12 protein-coding genes and 2 tRNA genes are annotated in these 16,916 nt (G+C 48.1%); 8 read left to right on the top strand and 6 right to left on the bottom strand.

The genetic code is table 11. The annotated features are described in order from the left end of the window. Positions 1-90 precede the first annotated feature (90 nt). Positions 91-1,203, top strand: a complete 1,113-nt coding sequence (gene lptF, locus AKG09_RS01525; protein ID WP_054617731.1) for an LPS export ABC transporter permease LptF — start codon at positions 91-93, stop codon at positions 1,201-1,203. After that, positions 1,200-2,270: an LPS export ABC transporter permease LptG gene (gene lptG / locus AKG09_RS01520; RefSeq protein ID WP_054617730.1), complete on the top strand. Its 1,071-nt coding sequence runs from the start codon at positions 1,200-1,202 to the stop codon at positions 2,268-2,270. Before lptF ends, lptG begins: the two co-directional genes overlap by 4 nt. Positions 2,271-2,535: 265 nt before the next feature. Here the strand turns inward: lptG and dusA are convergent, their stop codons facing one another. From dusA to AKG09_RS01500, 4 genes are all read right to left on the bottom strand, one after another. Then, positions 2,536-3,546, bottom strand: coding sequence for a tRNA dihydrouridine(20/20a) synthase DusA (dusA, locus tag AKG09_RS01515; protein ID WP_054617729.1), 1,011 nt, complete (start codon positions 3,544-3,546; stop codon positions 2,536-2,538). Positions 3,547-3,682: 136 nt separating this feature from the next. Continuing rightward, positions 3,683-5,794, bottom strand: a complete 2,112-nt coding sequence (locus tag AKG09_RS01510) for a nuclease-related domain-containing protein (protein ID WP_197272086.1) — start codon at positions 5,792-5,794, stop codon at positions 3,683-3,685. Positions 5,795-6,016: 222 nt separating this feature from the next. Beyond that, positions 6,017-9,694, bottom strand: a complete 3,678-nt coding sequence (locus AKG09_RS01505) for a nitrate reductase subunit alpha (protein WP_054617727.1) — start codon at positions 9,692-9,694, stop codon at positions 6,017-6,019. 434 nt (positions 9,695-10,128) lie between these two features. Further along, positions 10,129-10,326, bottom strand: coding sequence for a CsbD family protein (locus AKG09_RS01500; RefSeq protein ID WP_054617726.1), 198 nt, complete (start codon positions 10,324-10,326; stop codon positions 10,129-10,131). A gap of 248 nt (positions 10,327-10,574) precedes the next feature. On the opposite strand from AKG09_RS01500, the gene AKG09_RS01495 reads away from it, so the two are divergent. From AKG09_RS01495 to AKG09_RS01470, 6 genes are all read left to right on the top strand, one after another. Further along, positions 10,575-11,003 (top strand): molybdopterin-binding protein, encoded by a 429-nt coding sequence (locus AKG09_RS01495; RefSeq protein ID WP_054617725.1) that lies wholly within the window; start codon positions 10,575-10,577, stop codon positions 11,001-11,003. Positions 11,004-11,155: 152 nt separating this feature from the next. Continuing rightward, positions 11,156-11,815, top strand: a complete 660-nt coding sequence (gene cmk / locus AKG09_RS01490; RefSeq protein WP_054617724.1) for a (d)CMP kinase — start codon at positions 11,156-11,158, stop codon at positions 11,813-11,815. 149 nt (positions 11,816-11,964) lie between these two features. Continuing rightward, positions 11,965-13,644: a 30S ribosomal protein S1 gene (gene rpsA / locus AKG09_RS01485; protein WP_054617723.1), complete on the top strand. Its 1,680-nt coding sequence runs from the start codon at positions 11,965-11,967 to the stop codon at positions 13,642-13,644. Between the two features lie 12 nt (positions 13,645-13,656). Continuing rightward, positions 13,657-13,971, top strand: a complete 315-nt coding sequence (locus tag AKG09_RS01480) for an integration host factor subunit beta (protein WP_009117183.1) — start codon at positions 13,657-13,659, stop codon at positions 13,969-13,971. Between the two features lie 144 nt (positions 13,972-14,115). Continuing rightward, the gene (gene trpE, locus AKG09_RS01475; RefSeq protein WP_054617722.1) at positions 14,116-15,591 is read left to right on the top strand and encodes an anthranilate synthase component I; all 1,476 of its coding nucleotides are present in this window, start codon (positions 14,116-14,118) and stop codon (positions 15,589-15,591) included. Between the two features lie 151 nt (positions 15,592-15,742). Further along, entirely contained in the window at positions 15,743-16,324 is a 582-nt protein-coding gene (locus tag AKG09_RS01470; RefSeq protein ID WP_054617721.1) for a superoxide dismutase, read from the top strand. Positions 16,325-16,690: 366 nt separating this feature from the next. Here AKG09_RS01470 and AKG09_RS01465 read toward each other — a convergent pair. Beyond that, positions 16,691-16,780 (bottom strand) — tRNA-Leu (locus AKG09_RS01465). A gap of 42 nt (positions 16,781-16,822) precedes the next feature. Further along, positions 16,823-16,900 (bottom strand) — tRNA-Cys (locus tag AKG09_RS11805). Between the last annotated feature and the right edge of the window lie 16 nt (positions 16,901-16,916).

The raw sequence follows: 16,916 nt of genomic DNA, 5'->3' as shown, positions 1-16,916 counted from the left end.
CTTTTTTCAGACAGGCATCTTTCCTGTTTGAACCTAAATGAAGCAGAAATGTCTGATTGTACTCCATTCAGGCCTGTCTGAAACCCCGACATGATTTATCAGCGCAATTTCATTAAAGAGCTAACGTTTACCGCCATCGGCATTTTTCTGGTGCTGCTGGCTATTCTGGTGTCCACCCAAGCCATCAACCTGCTCGGCCGTGCGGCCGACGGGCGCGTTGCCGTGGATGCCGTGGCCGCCCTAATCGGCTTCTGGACTTTGGGCATGACCCCGCTTTTGCTGGTGCTCACTGCCTATATCAGCACGCTGACGGTGCTCACCCGTTACTGGCGCGACAGTGAAATGTCGGTATGGCTTGCCTGCGGTTTATCGCTCAAGCAATGGGTCAGGCCGGTGATGCAGTTTGCCGTACCTTTCGCGATTTTAATTGCCGTGATGCAGCTTGCCGTGTTGCCGTGGGCCGAATTGCGCAGCCGCGAGTTTGCCGAGATTTTAAAGCAAAAACAGGAATTATCATTGGTGGAGCAAGGCGTGTTCCGCGCGCTGGGCAAAAGTAACGGCCGCATTTATTTCGTTGAGCGGTTCGACACGGAATCCGGCATCATGAAAAACCTGTTTCTACGCGAGTATGACGACAAAGGGCGCGAAAGCATCGTGTTTGCCAAAGAAGGCACGTTTTCACTAAAAGACAATAAGCGCACTTTGGAGCTCAGTAACGGCTACCGCTACAACGGCAGCGCAGGTAAAGCCGATTGGAACGAAGTGTCATTTCAGCATTTAAGCCTCGTTATCAGCGCCACGCCGAAAATCATCAACCCCATCGACCACCGCCGCACCATTCCCACCATGAAACTGTTCGGCAGCGACAATCCGCAGTATCAGGCCGAACTTATGTGGCGGCTCAGCCTGCCGATTTCCGTGTTGCTGCTGAGTATGCTGGCAGTGCCGCTGTCTTACTTTAATCCGCGCACCGGCCACACTTACAATATATTGTTTGCCATCGGCTTTTTCCTGATTTATCAAAACGGGTTAACCTTTTTACGCAACGCAGTAGAAGACGGCAAACTGAATTTCTGGCTCGGCCTGCTGTCCATGCATCTGATTATTTTAGGTTCTGCCATTATCCTGCTGCGCATACGCTCCATGCCCGCCCAACCCTTTCCGCAAGCCTTGAAAACGGCATTGAAAGGCGGTGTCAAATGAAACTGATCAGCCGCTATCTGATTAAGCAGCTAACCGTCATGTCTGCCTATTCGCTGCTTGCCCTGTTGGCTTTATACAGCTTTTTCGACATCATCAACGAAATCGGCGATATGGACAAAGGCAGCTACAACGGCATGAAAGTGATGCAGTATGTGGTGATGCAAGTACCTTCTCACGCTTATGACTTAATGCCGCTGGCCGTATTGATCGGCGGCTTGATTGCACTGAGCCAGCTCGCATCCAACAGCGAACTGACCGTGATTAAAACCAGCGGCATGAGCACCAAAAACATTATTACCATCCTGTTGAAATTCGGCCTGATTTTTGCCGTTGCCACCGTATTATTGGGCGAATTTGCCGCTCCGGCAGCCAGCCAATACGCTCAAAACATGAAAGCCACCGCCACCAGCGGCCGCATCAGCGCCGGCTCGCAAGGCTTGTGGATTAAGGAAAACAACGACATCATCAATGTGGGCGAAATGCTGCCCGACCGCAGCCTGCGCCAAATCAAAATTTACCGCCACGACAGTAATTTCTGCCTGAGCGAAAGCCTGTTTGCCGAGTCCGCCCAGATCGGCGCAGACGATACTTGGACCCTGCGCAACATCGAACGCAGCATCATCGGTGAAAACCGCGTGCAAACGGCCAAAGCAACCGAAGAACAATGGCAAACCGGCCTGAAAAGCAGCCTGCTCGACGTATTGCTGGTTAACCCGGCCAAAATGTCGCTCACATCGCTTACCGCCTACATCAATCATCTGAGCGCCAACAACCAACAGGTTCAAACTTACCGGATTGAATGGTGGCGCAAGCTGATGTATCCGATTGCGGCGGCCATTATGGCGCTGGTTGCCTATGCGTTCACCCCGCAATCCACCCGCAACAGCAATATGGGCTTGAAACTCTTCGGCGGCATCTGCTTGGGCTTGGCATTTCACTTCGCCGGCCGGCTGTTCGGCTTTACCAGCGAACTCTACGGCGTGCCCCCCTTCCTCGCCGCCATGCTGCCCACCGCCATTTTCGCCACATGGGCAATTTACCTTATCCGCAAGCAGGAGAAACGGTAATCCGCAAGGTTTGATAGATGCGGTAATAATCCGATAACGTTGCATAAAGCAATGCCTGTCTGAAAAAAGTTTTCAGACAGGCATTGTTAATTTTCAAAACACTGCATTTAAGTTATTGAACTTATAGCAAATAAACTTAAAAAATAACACTTTCGTCATACTCGGGCTTGACCCGGGTATCTTGTGAGTTCCAATGCCCTTGGGATGCTCGGGTCAAGCCCGAGCATGACGAAACCATGATAAAAAATAAGTTTATTTGCCATACTTAAATGCCTGTCTGAAAATCATTGGCTCCGGCCACTTCAGCCCAAGCGTCTTTAATCAGCTTAGGATCGGAGGGCTTCAGCAATGCCGCGTCCGAAAGCATACGCCGCCAAGTACGCGCGCCTTTCAAGCCGTGCATCAAGCCCAGATAATGGCGCACCATGTGGCGCAAAATCGTGCCCCGTCCCGCAGAAATCTGCTCGGCTGAATACGCGTGCAGCTTAGCCACCAACACCTCGTAAGTAACCGGCTCGCGAGTATCGCCATAAAACAAACTATCCCAATGCCGCATAATCATCGGGTTGTGATAACACTCCCGCCCTACCATCACACCGTCAACATGCTCCAGATGAGCAGCAATCTGCTCATTGGTATTGATGCCGCCATTGATGATAATTTCCAAATCGGGAAACTCTTGCTTCAAGCGGTAAACATAATCATATTTAAGCGGCGGCACATCGCGGTTTTCTTTCGGCGAAAGGCCGTCCAACCAAGCATTACGGGCATGTACGATATAAGTTTTGCAGGCCGTTTTAGCAGCCAGCGTGCCCACAAAATCAACCACGCTCTGATATTCGGTTTGCCTGTCCACGCCGATGCGGTGCTTCACGGTCACGTCTATCTGCACCGCATCCTGCATCGCATTCAAACAATCGGCAACCAAATCAACCTCATGCATCAAACACGCCCCGAACGCACCTTTCTGAACACGCGGGCTGGGGCAGCCGCAATTAAGGTTTACTTCATCATAACCATATTGCTCCGCAGCCTTCGCAGCTTTCGCCAAATCAGCCGGCTCGCTGCCGCCCAATTGCAATGCCACCGGATTTTCACATTCATTGCGCAGCAGAAATCGGTCTTTATCACCGAAAACAATCGCTCCCGCATTAATCATTTCGCTATAAAGCCACGTATGGCGCGTAATCTGCCGCGCCATATAACGGTAATGCCGATCTGTCCAATCAAGCATGGGCGCCACGGATAAACGGCGCGGCGGCAGTTTGTTTGTCATGTAAATCTGAGTACCAGTTTTGAAAAATCCGCATTATATAGCGGGATGATTTAGTGGTATATAGCGCAACAGACACAACAAAATGCCTGTCTGAAAACAAGATTTCAGACAGCTCCTGAAGTAACCTTAATTTCTTCTAGCCAAAGCGCGCTTCTAAATCTTTCAGTCTACCTGAGAAACGCGGCAGCTCGTTTTGCCAAAAACAATCTTGTTCAATGTCTTTAATCAGGCTTGAAAAAGCAATTTCTTGTAGATTATTTGAATTTTCTTTTTCAAAAAAACGTTCCATAAAATCAGAATGTTGATTCAGATGAATCAATAACTCTTCCAAAGAAATTTTTAAGTGCCCATCGATATATTGATGATCGAATTCCAATGTAGTATCAACAATCCATGAATGCAGTAATAATTGCTCGGAAGAGTAGCCAAGCTTAGGTAGTAATGTATTTTTAATATAGGCACATTTTCGAGAAAGCTGATAAGCAGCTTTTTTTAATACGAAATACTGGTATTCATAAATTTCACGGATACTTTGTTTGATAAAGCTGGATTTCAATTCAATTACTAAAACATGTTTATCTGAAATAACAATTAAATCTATTTCTCCAACATTATTGCTTTCAGGCATATGCTGCACAAAAACTTGCCAACCATGTTTTTTAAATAAGTCGCCCAGTTGTTTTTCCATACGACTGGTTTCTTGGAGTAACGTTGCACGGTTTTTGTTTAATTTACGGAAATGATTAATGACTGAGGTATGTAGATTTTGTATAGCAAAGCGGTGCGGAAGGGATAAAACAATGTTATCAATTTGATAATAAGGTAATTCTTGAAAAGATCCTTTATACATTTCACGCAGATTTTGTGACCAAAAATCCAAAATGGCTTCAGCCTTTTTCTTTTTGACAGAATTACTACTGGTCAAAATCCAGTTTGACATGCGTTCAGCCTTGTGATTTTTTTCTGAAAAGGTAACCGGCAAACGGTTTTCTCCGATCATCACCCCCTCAGCTAGCAACAGAAAAAGGGCTTCAAAGGGATGGATGCCTTCTTTCTGCATATCAGTAAATTTGCTAATGAAATCTGCTCTATAAAATTGTTGAGACAACATTAGCGATAAAACAGCTTCAAACAAATCAAAGTGCTGCTGATTGGAAATATGCTCGTAGATACCAAACACTTCCTGCAAGCGCAAAATAACAGCTTGTGTTTCCGATAGGGCAATTAAATTTCCTTTTAAATTTTTTCCTCTGTCCATACGCAAAAAATATGGTGTTTCTTGACACTCCTGCATACCACGCCACCGCCAGTAAGCTCCAATGATGCTGAATTTTTCATCAAAAAATTCGCATGCATCAGCTTTTTCTGACGTATGCAGGCGCAGTTTTTCATTACAGAGAGAATATTCAGTTTTTTCTTGATAACTATAAGTATTGAATACAAAGTTTCGGTACAAACTCAACTCAACTCTTAATGCAACCAGTTGTTTAAATTGCTCATATTCTTGTATTAATAAAGGCGTCAAACCTTCGCCCACTAGAAAAGGCATCAGTTTATTTCGGCATAACAAAGCGAGGCTTTTTTCTGTAATGGTCTTCTTAGCTGGAGAAGTTTGTCTGATGATGGCATCAAATGCCTGCCACAAGTCGTCTATTGTAACTGGGCAAGTGCTGTCTACTTGATAAGGTATGGTTACTTCATGATTTCCCGGATTAGATTCCGCTAACAGATGCTCATAAGCGTACAAGCTACTGTAAAGCATAATGGTAATTTGACCGAGGTTAATTTTCTGCTTTAAGGCATTGTAAGTATTTAACAGTTTCTGATATCTATGTTGTAGATATTCAACTATTGAAATAAAGTCATGTAATTCATGTTTTTTGCTGGTACTGCATAATTCTTTAATGATTGGCCAACTCTCATGTTGTATCTTACTGATAATTCCTGACTTTCGTATTGCAATAACAAAGCTTTCAGGACAAATATCCGCAATTGTTTGGCATAAAAGAAGATCAATCTTGCCGTAGCGCACATATTGGGCAAATGCGATACGGTAGTTCTCATTTTTTAAGTGGATAGATGTAAGTTCGGAAATAAAATCAGATTGCCAAAAAACTTGAAACTTATTGCTATTTTCAGGCACTCTGGGTGGAGTGCTTTGATATAACAATATTTCGACAATTTGAAATAGTGCATTTGAATTATTTTCTCGTAATGTTTGGTATTTCTTTTCGTAGTAATTTCGCATGATATCTATGATTTTTATATGTTTAGTTAAGAGTGTAATTATATGTTGCATCAATTTAAACTCTGTAGCGTAACTGTGCTATTTCAGATTATTTTTTCAGATATTGTTGCAATTCTATCTATGTAGCCAATTTAGTTAGTTCGTTTGGGCGATCTAAAAAATGCCTGTCTGAAAATTCCCTTTCAGACAGGCATTCCTTTTTACCAAGCTTTTCAGACGGCTTTACCTTGCCGGTTCATCCATCCAATCCACTTTGTTCATTTTACGCACAATCACCCATTCGTCGCGGTTGGAACCGACCGTGCCGTAGTAGTTGAAACCGTAGGCAAGCTGGGCGTAACCGCCGATCATGTGGGTGGGTTTCAGAATGGCGCGGGTAACGGAATTGTGGATGCCGCCGCGTTTTTGCGAAACCTCGCCCGCGGGTGTGTGGACGATTTTTTCCTGTGCGTGGTACATCAGGATCATGGTTTCGGGGATGCGTTGGCTCACTACTGCGCGGCAGGCGATGGTGCCGTTGGCGTTGAACACTTCCACCCAGTCGTTATCGACAATGCCGGCTTTCTTGGCATCGATTTCGGAAATCCACACGTGCGGGCCGCCGCGGAACAGGGTGAGCATGCGCAGGTTTTCCGAATAGGTGCTGTGGATGCCCCATTTTTGGTGCGGCGTGAGGAAGTTAAGCGTAATTTCCTTGTTGCCGTTGGGGTATTTGCCGAGCAGTTTTTTGGTGGTTTTGAAATCGACGGCGGGCTTGTACACGCACAGGTGTTCGCCGAAATCACGCATCCATTTGTGGTCTTGGTAGAACTGCTGGCGGCCGGTGATGGTGCGCCACGGAATCAATTCGTGCACGTTGGTATAGCCGGCGTTGTAGCACACTTCTTCGCTTTCCACGCCCGACCAAATCGGCGAGGTAACGATTTTGCGCGGCTGGGCGACGATGTCGCGGAAGCGGATGGCAGTGTGCTCGCTCGATTTAATCAGGTGCGAGTGGTCGCGGCCTGTGGCTTTGCTCAATGCTTCCCATGCCTTAACGGCAACATGGCCGTTGGTTTCGGGCGCAAGGGTCAGCACCATTTCGCAGGCATCAATGGCGGTTTCGATTTTCGGCTGGCCTTTGCCTGCGCCGGCTGCTTGTACGCCGTTGAGTTTGCGCAGGAATTCGACTTCATGCTTGGTATCCCAAGCCATGCCTTTGCCGTTGTTGTTGATTTTTTCCAGCAACGGGCCGACCGAAGTGAATTTTTCGTAAATGGCGCCGTAATCACGCTCGACAACGGTAATTGCAGGCATGGTTTTGCCGGGAATCGGGTCGCATTCGCCGTGTTTCCAGTCTTTCGGGTCAAACGGCTGGCCGAGTTCCTGCGGGCTGTCGTGCATCAGCGGAGTGAGCACGATGTCTTTGCGTACGCCGATGTAGTCTTTGGCCAACTCGCTGAATTTTTTAGCGAAACCTTTGTAAATTTCCCAGTCGGTTTTGCTTTGCCACAGCGGTTGCACGGCCTCGGTGAGCGGGTGGATAAACGGGTGCATATCCGAGGTGTTGAGGTCGTCTTTTTCGTACCATGTGGCGGTCGGCAACACGATATCGCCGTACAGGCAGGTGGTGGACATGCGGAAATCGAGTACGGTCAGCAGGTCGAGTTTGCCTTCTGCGGCGGGGCGCACGGTGATTTCAGACGGCTTGATGCATTCTTCGTCGTTTTCGTCGCTCAACACGGCGTTTTGCGTGCCCAGCAGGTATTTCAGGAAATACTCATGGCCTTTGCCCGAAGAACCGAGCAGGTTTGAACGCCATACAAACAGGTTGCGCGGGAAGTTTTGCGGGTTGTCGGGGTCGTTACACGCCAGATCCAGCGAACCGTCTTTCAGACGGCCTGCCACATATTGAGCCGTATCCACTCCTGCGGCATCGGCTTGGTCGGCAATATCCAAGGGGTTTGCACCCAATTGCGGCGCGCTCGGCAGCCAGCCCATGCGTTCGGCTTTGGCGTTGTAATCGATCATGGAGAGCTTGCTCATATCGCCGTCGGCATCCGGTGCAAGAATTTCATCTACATGCACTTTTTCATGCCGCCATTGGCTGGTATGGGCGTAGAAGAACGAGGTGCTGTTCATTTGGCGCGGCGGACGGTGCCAGTCGGTGGCAAACGTCAACGGAATCCAGCCGCTTTGCGGGCGCAGTTTTTCTTGGCCTACATAGTGGCACCAGCCGCCGCCGGATTTACCGATAGAGCCGCACATCATCAGCATATTGATGATGCCGCGATACGCCATGTCCATGTGATACCAGTGGTTCAGACCGGCACCGACAATTACCATGCTGCGGCCTTCGGTGTCGTGGGCGTTTTGGGCGAACTCGCGGGCTACCTGAATCACCAGCTCCGGTTTCACGCCGGTGTGTTTTTCCTGCCATGCCGGCGTGTAAGGCTTGTCGTCGAAATAATCTTTGGCAACATTTTCGCAGCCCAAGCCGTTGTCCACGCCGTAGTTGGCCACCATCAGGTCGAACACGGTCGCTACCAACGCGGTTTCGCCGTTGGCCAGCGGAATGCGTTTGGCGGGCACTTTGCGGTAAATCATGTCGTCGCATTCGCCGCCGAAGTAGGTAAAGCCTACGTTTACCACTTCATCGGCGCGCTCTTTCAGCGACAGGGCGGCATGAACTTCTTTATCTTGTGCGCGGGTTTCCAAGTTCCATTTTTGGCTGCCGTCCCAGCGGAAACCGATAGAGCCGTTGGGCAGGCAGAGGCCGTCTGAAAGCTCGTCCCACACCAAAGTTTTCCAATCGGCATTTTGTTCTTCGCCGAATGCGGCCAATTCGGACGCGCGCAGGAAATATTTAGGCGCATAGCCTTTACCGTCGGCATCCAAGCGCACCAATACGGGCATATCGGTTAAGCGGCGCACATAATCGGTGAAATAAGGAGAAGGATTGTCGATGTGGAACTCTTTCAAAATCACATGACCCATCGCCATCGCCAAAGCCGCATCGGTGCCTTGTTTCGGCGCAAGCCAAATGTCGCCGAATTTCGCCATCTCGCCAAAGTCGGAAGACACGGCCACAGTTTTGGTGCCTTTGTAGCGCACTTCGGTGTAGAAGTGTGCATCGGGCGTGCGCGTCATCGGCACGTTGGAACCCCACACCATCAGGTAATTCGAGTTATACCAGTCGGCAGACTCGGCCACGTCGGTTTGCTCGCCCCAAATTTGCGGGCTGGCCGGCGGCAAGTCGCAATACCAGTCGTAGAACGACATCGCCACACCGCCAAGCAGGCTCAGATAGCGCACGCCTGCGGCATAGCTCACCATCGACATGGCAGGAATCGGCGAGAAACCGATCACACGGTCGGGGCCATAATTTTTAACGGTGTAAGCATTAGCAGCCGCCACCATCTCATTGGCTTCGTCCCACGAAGCACGCACAAAGCCACCCAAGCCGCGTTGGGTTTTATAAGACTTGGCCCGGTTTTCATCTTCCACAATCCACGCCCAAGCCTCCACCGGCGACATGGTTTTGCGCGCTTCACGCCACATCTCCGCCAATACGCCGCGTATCATCGGGTATTTCACACGCTGGGCGGAATACACATACCAGCTGTACGAAGCCCCGCGCGGGCAACCCCGCGGCTCGTGGTTGGGCAAATCGGGGCGGGTGCGCGGATAGTCGGTCTGCTGGGTTTCCCAAGTAATCAGGCCGTTTTTCACATAAACTTTCCAACTGCACGAACCGGTACAGTTTACCCCGTGGGTAGAACGCACCACTTTATCGTGCTGCCAGCGGCTGCGGTAGGCATCTTCCCATTTGCGGTCTTCTTCGGTGAGCACACCGTGCCCGTCGGCAAAGGGTTCGTGTTTTTGGCTGAAGAATTTCAGGCGGTCTAAAAAGTGGCTCATGGCGGGTTCCTTATGCTTATCGTTCCGGCAGGAAATGCCTGTCTGAAAATAATTTTTCTACGCCTTAGAATATAATCCAGCCGCCTGCAGGAAAATATGCGCCGAAAGGGTTTAAACCGGCTTCAGAGTGATAAGTAGGAAAAAGCCTTTCAGCTTACCGGATATAGTCCTTTCGGATTAGGCAGCTTGGGCCTTTGCCATCAATCATGAAAGTTGATTTCGCAACAAGGCCTATCTGAAAAAATGATCAGCACTCAACCGAATCTGCCAAACAGTGCCGTGCCGAAATCCGGATAAAGCCAAACTTACGATAAAAAAGACTGAATCCCGTACACTACAAGATTCAGTCTTGGTGATCCGCTTGATCCAACGGTTCAATTTTTTGAGATCAACCCATACCTTTCGGTTTTTTGTTATTTGATAGAATGTTTAAATCAATTATCATGGAGCCAATCTTCTAACTCTTTTTCAGCTTTTTCTTGGCTATAACCGTAACGTTCTTGAATTTTACCCGTCAATTGGTCGCGTCTGCCTTCTGCTGCTTTCCAATCATCATCGGTTAGATTTCCCCATTTTTCTTTCGCCTTAACGACAAATTGCTCCCATCTTCCTTCTATTTGGTCCCAGTTCATATCTTCTCCTTTACTACTTTCTTATTAAAATTATGATTTAAAAACAAACGATACCATCAAACGCCGCCATAACAATAAATCTAACTATATAAATTTTCAAGTTTTATGAATTTTGATTATCTTAACCCAATTAAAAATACAAATAAAATCAAAATACTAACTAATTAACCTTAATATTTCTTTACTTGCATAGTAAGATACCTGCAATACTTTCAATTTAAACTCTTCAAACACAAGGAATACCCATCATGAAAACCAGCGCCCGCAATCAATTAACAGGCATCATAAAAACCATTAAAAAAGGCAGCGTTAATGATGAAGTGATTATTTCCCTCTCCGGCGGGCAAGAACTTGCCGCCATCATTACCTGCGAGAGCAGTGAACAATTGGCATTAAAAACCGGCAGCCCGGTTATCGCACTCGTCAAATCAACCAATGTTATCGTGGCCACCGACCTCGACCACGTCAAACTTTCCGCGCGTAACCAACTGAGCGGCATTATCAGCGATATCAACCGCGGCACCGTCAATTCCGTTATCGAAATTGACTTGGGCGACGGCACCACCCTCAGCGCCGGCATCACCCTAAAAAGCACCGAACAGCTCAACCTCACCACCGGCCAATCCGCCACCGCACTCTTCAAAGCAAGCGACGTAATCTTAGGCGTGTTGGCTTAAAGCATAACAAATGCCTGTCTGAAACAAGGCCTGTCTGAAACACACACTATTTTTCAGACAGGCCTTGTTACCGACCAAACCAGCAGAAAAACCTTTCAACACAAAAGCTTTCCCAGTATGATGCCAAACATTTACATCACGCAGAGAACCTTATGAAACCAAGCCAAAAAGTGATCGCCATCGACGGTCCGAGCGCATCAGGAAAAGGCACGGTAGCCTCGCGCGTAGCCGCCGCTTTAGGTTGGGACTATCTCGACTCCGGCGCCCTTTACCGCCTAACCGCCCTTTACGCACAACAAAACAATACCGAATGGAACGACGAACAAAACGTAGCCGCCCTAGCCGCCAAATTGCCCGTTACTTTCGAAGCACAACGCATCTTACTTGACGGCAAAGACGTTTCCGCCGACATCCGCACCGAAGCCATCGGCATGGGTGCATCCACCATCGCCGCCCTGCCCTCAGTCAGACAAGCCCTTCTCCAACGCCAACGCGATTTCCTCACGGAAAAAGGCTTGGCGGCAGACGGAAGGGATATGGGTTCAGTCGTCTTTCCCGATGCCTGTCTGAAAATATTTCTAACCGCATCAGCCGAAACCCGCGCACAACGCCGCGCCAAACAACTCGGCCTGCCTTGCGAAGGCATCGAATACGACCGCATTCTGGCCGATATCGAAGCACGCGACGAAGCCGACCGCCGCCGAAAGGCCGCCCCCCTAGTCCAGCTCCCCGATGCCCGATTGCTCGACACATCCCACCTCACAATTGAGGAATCCGTAAAAAAAGTGCTTGATTGGTATGAAAAAATTTAAAAACACTGTATAATGCGCAACGCTTGAAGCAGGCAGCATGAAAGCTGTCCGTCATACAGTTTTTCCTTCACTTGTTTTGCTAAGGAAAACAAGTTTTTATCCACTCAGACCCCGCACGCCTTAGCCGTGTATCGAAAGACTTATATAACATGGAAAATTTTGCCCAGTTATTGGAAGAATATTCAGCCGTACAAGAAATGAACCAAGGCGAAGTGATCACCGCCGAAGTGGTTGCCATCGAAGACAAATTCGTTATCGTAAATGCCGGTCTGAAATCTGAATCCCTGATCGACATCAACGAATTCAAAAACGCACAAGGCGAAGTTGAAGTAAACGTAGGCGATTTCGTAACCGTAACCATCGAATCAGTGGAAAACGGTTTCGGCGAAACCAAACTGTCTCGTGAAAAAGCCAAGCGCGCTGCCGACTGGATCACTTTGGAAGAAGCCATGGAAAACGGCGACATTCTTTCAGGCGTAATCAACGGCAAAGTAAAAGGCGGCCTGACCGTTATGATCAACAGCATCCGCGCATTCCTGCCGGGTTCTTTGGTTGACGTTCGCCCCATTAAAGACACTTCTCATTTTGAAGGCAAAGAAGTTGAATTCAAAGTGATCAAGCTGGATAAAAAACGCAACAACGTTGTGGTATCACGCCGCGCCGTACTGGAAGCCACTTTGGGCGAAGAGCGCAAAGCCTTGCTGGAAAACCTGCAAGAAGGTTCAGTGGTTAAAGGTATCGTTAAAAACATCACCGACTACGGTGCATTCGTTGACTTGGGCGGCATCGACGGCTTGCTGCACATCACAGATTTGGCTTGGCGCCGCGTGAAGCACCCGAGCGAAGTGCTGGAAGTAGGCCAAGAAGTAGAAGCCAAAGTATTGAAATTCGACCAAGACAAACAACGCGTTTCTCTCGGCATGAAACAACTGGGCGAAGATCCTTGGAGCGGCTTGGCCCGTCGTTACCCGCAAAACACCCGCTTGTTCGGTAAAGTATCCAACCTGACCGACTACGGTGCATTCGTTGAAATCGAGCAAGGTATCGAAGGTTTGGTACACGTTTCCGAAATGGACTGGACCAACAAAAACGTACACCCGAGCAAAGTGGTTCAATTGGGTGACGAAGTAGAAGTGATGATTTTGGAAATCGACGAAGACCGCCGCCGCATCAGCTTGGGCATGAAACAATGTCAAGCTAATCCGTGGGAAGATTTCGCCGCCAACCACAACAAAGGCGACAAAATCAAAGGCGCGGTTAAATCCATCACCGACTTCGGCGTATTCGTTGGACTGCCCGGCAACATCGACGGTTTGGTACACCTTTCCGATCTTTCTTGGAGCGAATCAGGCGAAGAAGCCGTACGCAAATACAAAAAAGGCGAAGAAGTTGAAGCCGTTGTATTGGCCATTGATGTTGAAAAAGAACGCATCTCTTTGGGCATCAAACAGCTGGAAGGCGACCCGTTCGGCAACTTCATCAGCGTGAACGACAAAGGTTCTTTGGTTAAAGGCACTGTAAAATCAGTTGAAGCCAAAGGCGCCGTTATTGCTCTGGGCGACGAAGTTGAAGGCTACCTGCCTGCTTCTGAATTTGCCGCAGACCGCGTTGAAGACTTGACAACCAAACTGAACGAAGGCGACGAAGTTGAAGCCGTAATCATGACCGTTGACCGCAAAAACCGCAGCATCAAACTGTCTGTTAAAGCGAAAGACGCCAAAGAAAACCGCGACGCACTGAGTTCAGTAAACGCTGCTGCTACTGCCAGCGCAGGCACAACCAGCCTGGGTGATTTGCTGAAAGCTAAATTGTCTGGCGATCAAGAATAATTTAGGTGCATCATGACAAAATCCGAATTGATGATTCGTTTGGCCGAAGTGTTTGCCGCTAAAAACGGCAACCAGCTACAAGCCAAAGATGTTGAGTACAGCGTAAAAGTTTTGGTTGACACGCTGACCCGCTCACTGGCTAAAGGCCAGCGCATCGAAATCCGCGGATTCGGCAGTTTTGACCTGAACCACCGTCCGGCTCGTGTCGGCCGCAATCCCAAAACCGGGGAAAAAGTTGAAGTGCCGGAGAAATATGTGCCGCACTTCAAACCGGGCAAGGAATTGCGTGAACGCGTGGATCAAGCCATGCTGAACGGCACCAAGTAATTCTTAAAGTATCAAACGCCGCATCTTTAATATGATGCGGCGTTTTCTCATGCCTGTCTGAAAAGAATCAAGTCGCTCAACAATGAATCTGCTATACTCACTGACTACTTTAGATTACTGATATTTCCCATCAAATTTTCATCCATGAACACCCTACAACAATTTCAAGAACAGGCAAATCAAGGCTACAACCGCATTCCTCTAGTGCAGGAATTACTGGCCGACTTAGATACCCCGCTTTCTTTATACCTAAAACTCGCCAACAAACCCTTTACCTACTTACTCGAATCCGTGGTTGGCGGTGAACGGTTTGGCCGCTATTCCTTCATCGGCCTACCCTGTCAAACCTATCTGAAAGCCACCGACAATCAGGTTTATGTATATTGCAAAGGCGAAATTGTCGAACAATACGAAGGTAACCCACTAAACTTCATTGAAGCCTTCCACAATCGCTTCAAAACACCTGAAATACCCAATCTTCCTAGATTCACCGGCGGGCTGGTCGGCTATTTCGGCTATGAAACCATTTATCATTTCGAACACTTCGCCCACCGCTTTCAAAACCGAAACAAACCAAACACCATAGGCACACCCGACATTCTGCTCATGCTTTCACAAGAATTAGCAGTAGTCGATAACCTCAGCGGCAAAATTTACCTGATTGTTTATGCCGATCCGACCGAACCCAACAGTTACGAACAAGCCCGCACACGCTTGGAAAATTTGCGCACCCAACTTCGCCAAAGCTGCGCTATTCCCCTCTCTCTCGGCAGCGAGAAAACCGAACCAGAACACGAAACCGGTGAAGTGCGTTACAAAGAATATGTGCGCCGCATACGCGAATACATCCTAAACGGCGACTGCATGCAGGTCGTTCCCAGCCAACGGATGAAATTGAAATTTACCGACAACCCACTTTCACTCTACCGCGCATTACGCACCTTAAACCCCTCGCCTTATATGTTTTATTACGATTTCGGCGATTTCCATGTAGTCGGCTCTTCCCCCGAAATTCTCGTGCGCCGTGAAAGCAACAACATCATTGTCCGTCCAATTGCTGGCACCCGCCTACGCGGCAAAACACCTGCCGAAGATTTAGCCAACGAACAAGATTTATTAAACGACGCAAAAGAAATTGCTGAGCACATCATGTTAATAGATTTGGGACGCAACGACGTTGGACGCGTCAGCCAAATCGGTCAGGTTGAAGTAACCGACAAAATGGTCATCGAACGTTATTCGCATGTAATGCATATCGTATCCAACGTAGAAGGCACACTTCAGACAGGCATTACCAACATGCAAATTCTGGCAGCTACCTTCCCTGCCGGCACACTATCGGGCGCCCCCAAAATACGCGCTCTGGAAATTATCGAAGAATTGGAGCCCACAAAACGCTGTATTTACGGCGGAGCTGTCGGCTGCTGGAGCTTCAATAACGATATGGACTTAGCCATTGCCATCCGCACCGCCGTGATCAAAGACCACACTCTGTACGTTCAAAGCGGCGGCGGCATCGTGGCCGACTCAGATGAAGAAGCCGAATGGCAGGAAACACAAAACAAAGCCCGTGCCGTATTGCGTGCAGCCCAAATGGTGCAGGAGGGATTGGACAAATAAACTTTTTTCAGACAGGCCTTTTCCTCAGACAGGCTCAACTTTTATTGGTCTTTTAAAACCAAAACAGGTAGAATCGCCATGTGCCGTTCTACCCAAAAACAGCACCCATAACCAAAAAACCTATTGAAAACAACCACAACAGGAACACGAAATGGAACACAAATTACCAGAACTCCCCTATGCTTTAGATGCTTTAGAGCCTCATCTGTCTAAAGAAACTTTGGAATACCACTACGGTAAACACCACCAAACCTACATTACCAACCTCAACAACCAAATCAAAGGCACCGAATTCGAAAACGCCTCACTGGAAGACATCGTTAAAAAATCTTCCGGCGGTGTATTCAATAACGCAGCCCAAACCTGGAACCATACATTCTACTGGCTAGGCTTCACCCCTAAAGGCCAAGGCAAGCCTTCCGGCGAATTAGCTGCTGCAATTGATGCCAAATGGGGTAGCTTTGAAAAATTCCAAGAAGCATTCAATGCCTGCGCAGCCGGTACATTCGGCTCAGGTTGGGCATGGCTGGTTAAAACCCCCACCGGCGAGCTGGACTTGGCTTCCACTTCAAATGCTGCCACCCCGCTCACCACAGAAAACACCCCATTACTGACTTGCGACGTATGGGAACATGCCTACTACATCGATTACCGCAACAGCCGCCCGAACTACTTGAAAGGTTTTTGGGAAATTGTAAACTGGGATGAAGTAGCCAAACGCTTTGCTGCTTAATTATCACTTACAGCAAAACATCCGCCTGAATACAATGAAATATTCGGACGGATGTTTTTTATTGGTTACAATCATAAAACTCGGTGTCGACCCAATCATCTTGAGTTCCAATGACCTTGGGAGATACTCGCACTAAATCCGGGCATAGCGAGTGCACTATTTTTTAAGTTGATTCACTTATAGTCAATCAACTTAACCTTTGCGACGGCGTTTCTGCTCCTTGTCGTACTACCTGTACTGTCTGCAGTTTGTTACCTTGTTCAAAAATTAATTTAATTAACTATATAAAATCGTTCAAAGCGTATTACTGCTTTTTTAAAAGAAAAAACAAGTATTTGAAAAATTTTCAAATACTTGTTTTAAATTTGGTGCCCGGAGCCGGAATCGAACCGGCACGGCCGTATTAGGGCCGACGGATTTTAAGTCCGTTGTGTCTACCAATTTCACCACCCGGGCGATGATTAATTTTAAGGCTGCTCTACGGCAGCCATATAAAAGTGGAGGCGGGAGCACGGATTTGAACCGGCCTATATGAAGGTTGCACCCTTCACAGCATAAACACTCTGCCACCCCGCCGTAAGCTGGATGAAAT

It is taken from the genome of Neisseria sp. 83E34 (assembly GCF_001308015.1).
Taxonomy (GTDB): domain Bacteria; phylum Pseudomonadota; class Gammaproteobacteria; order Burkholderiales; family Neisseriaceae; genus Neisseria.
The sequence above is the reverse complement of the archived record's forward strand: the minus strand, read 5'-3'. Positions and strand labels throughout refer to the sequence as shown.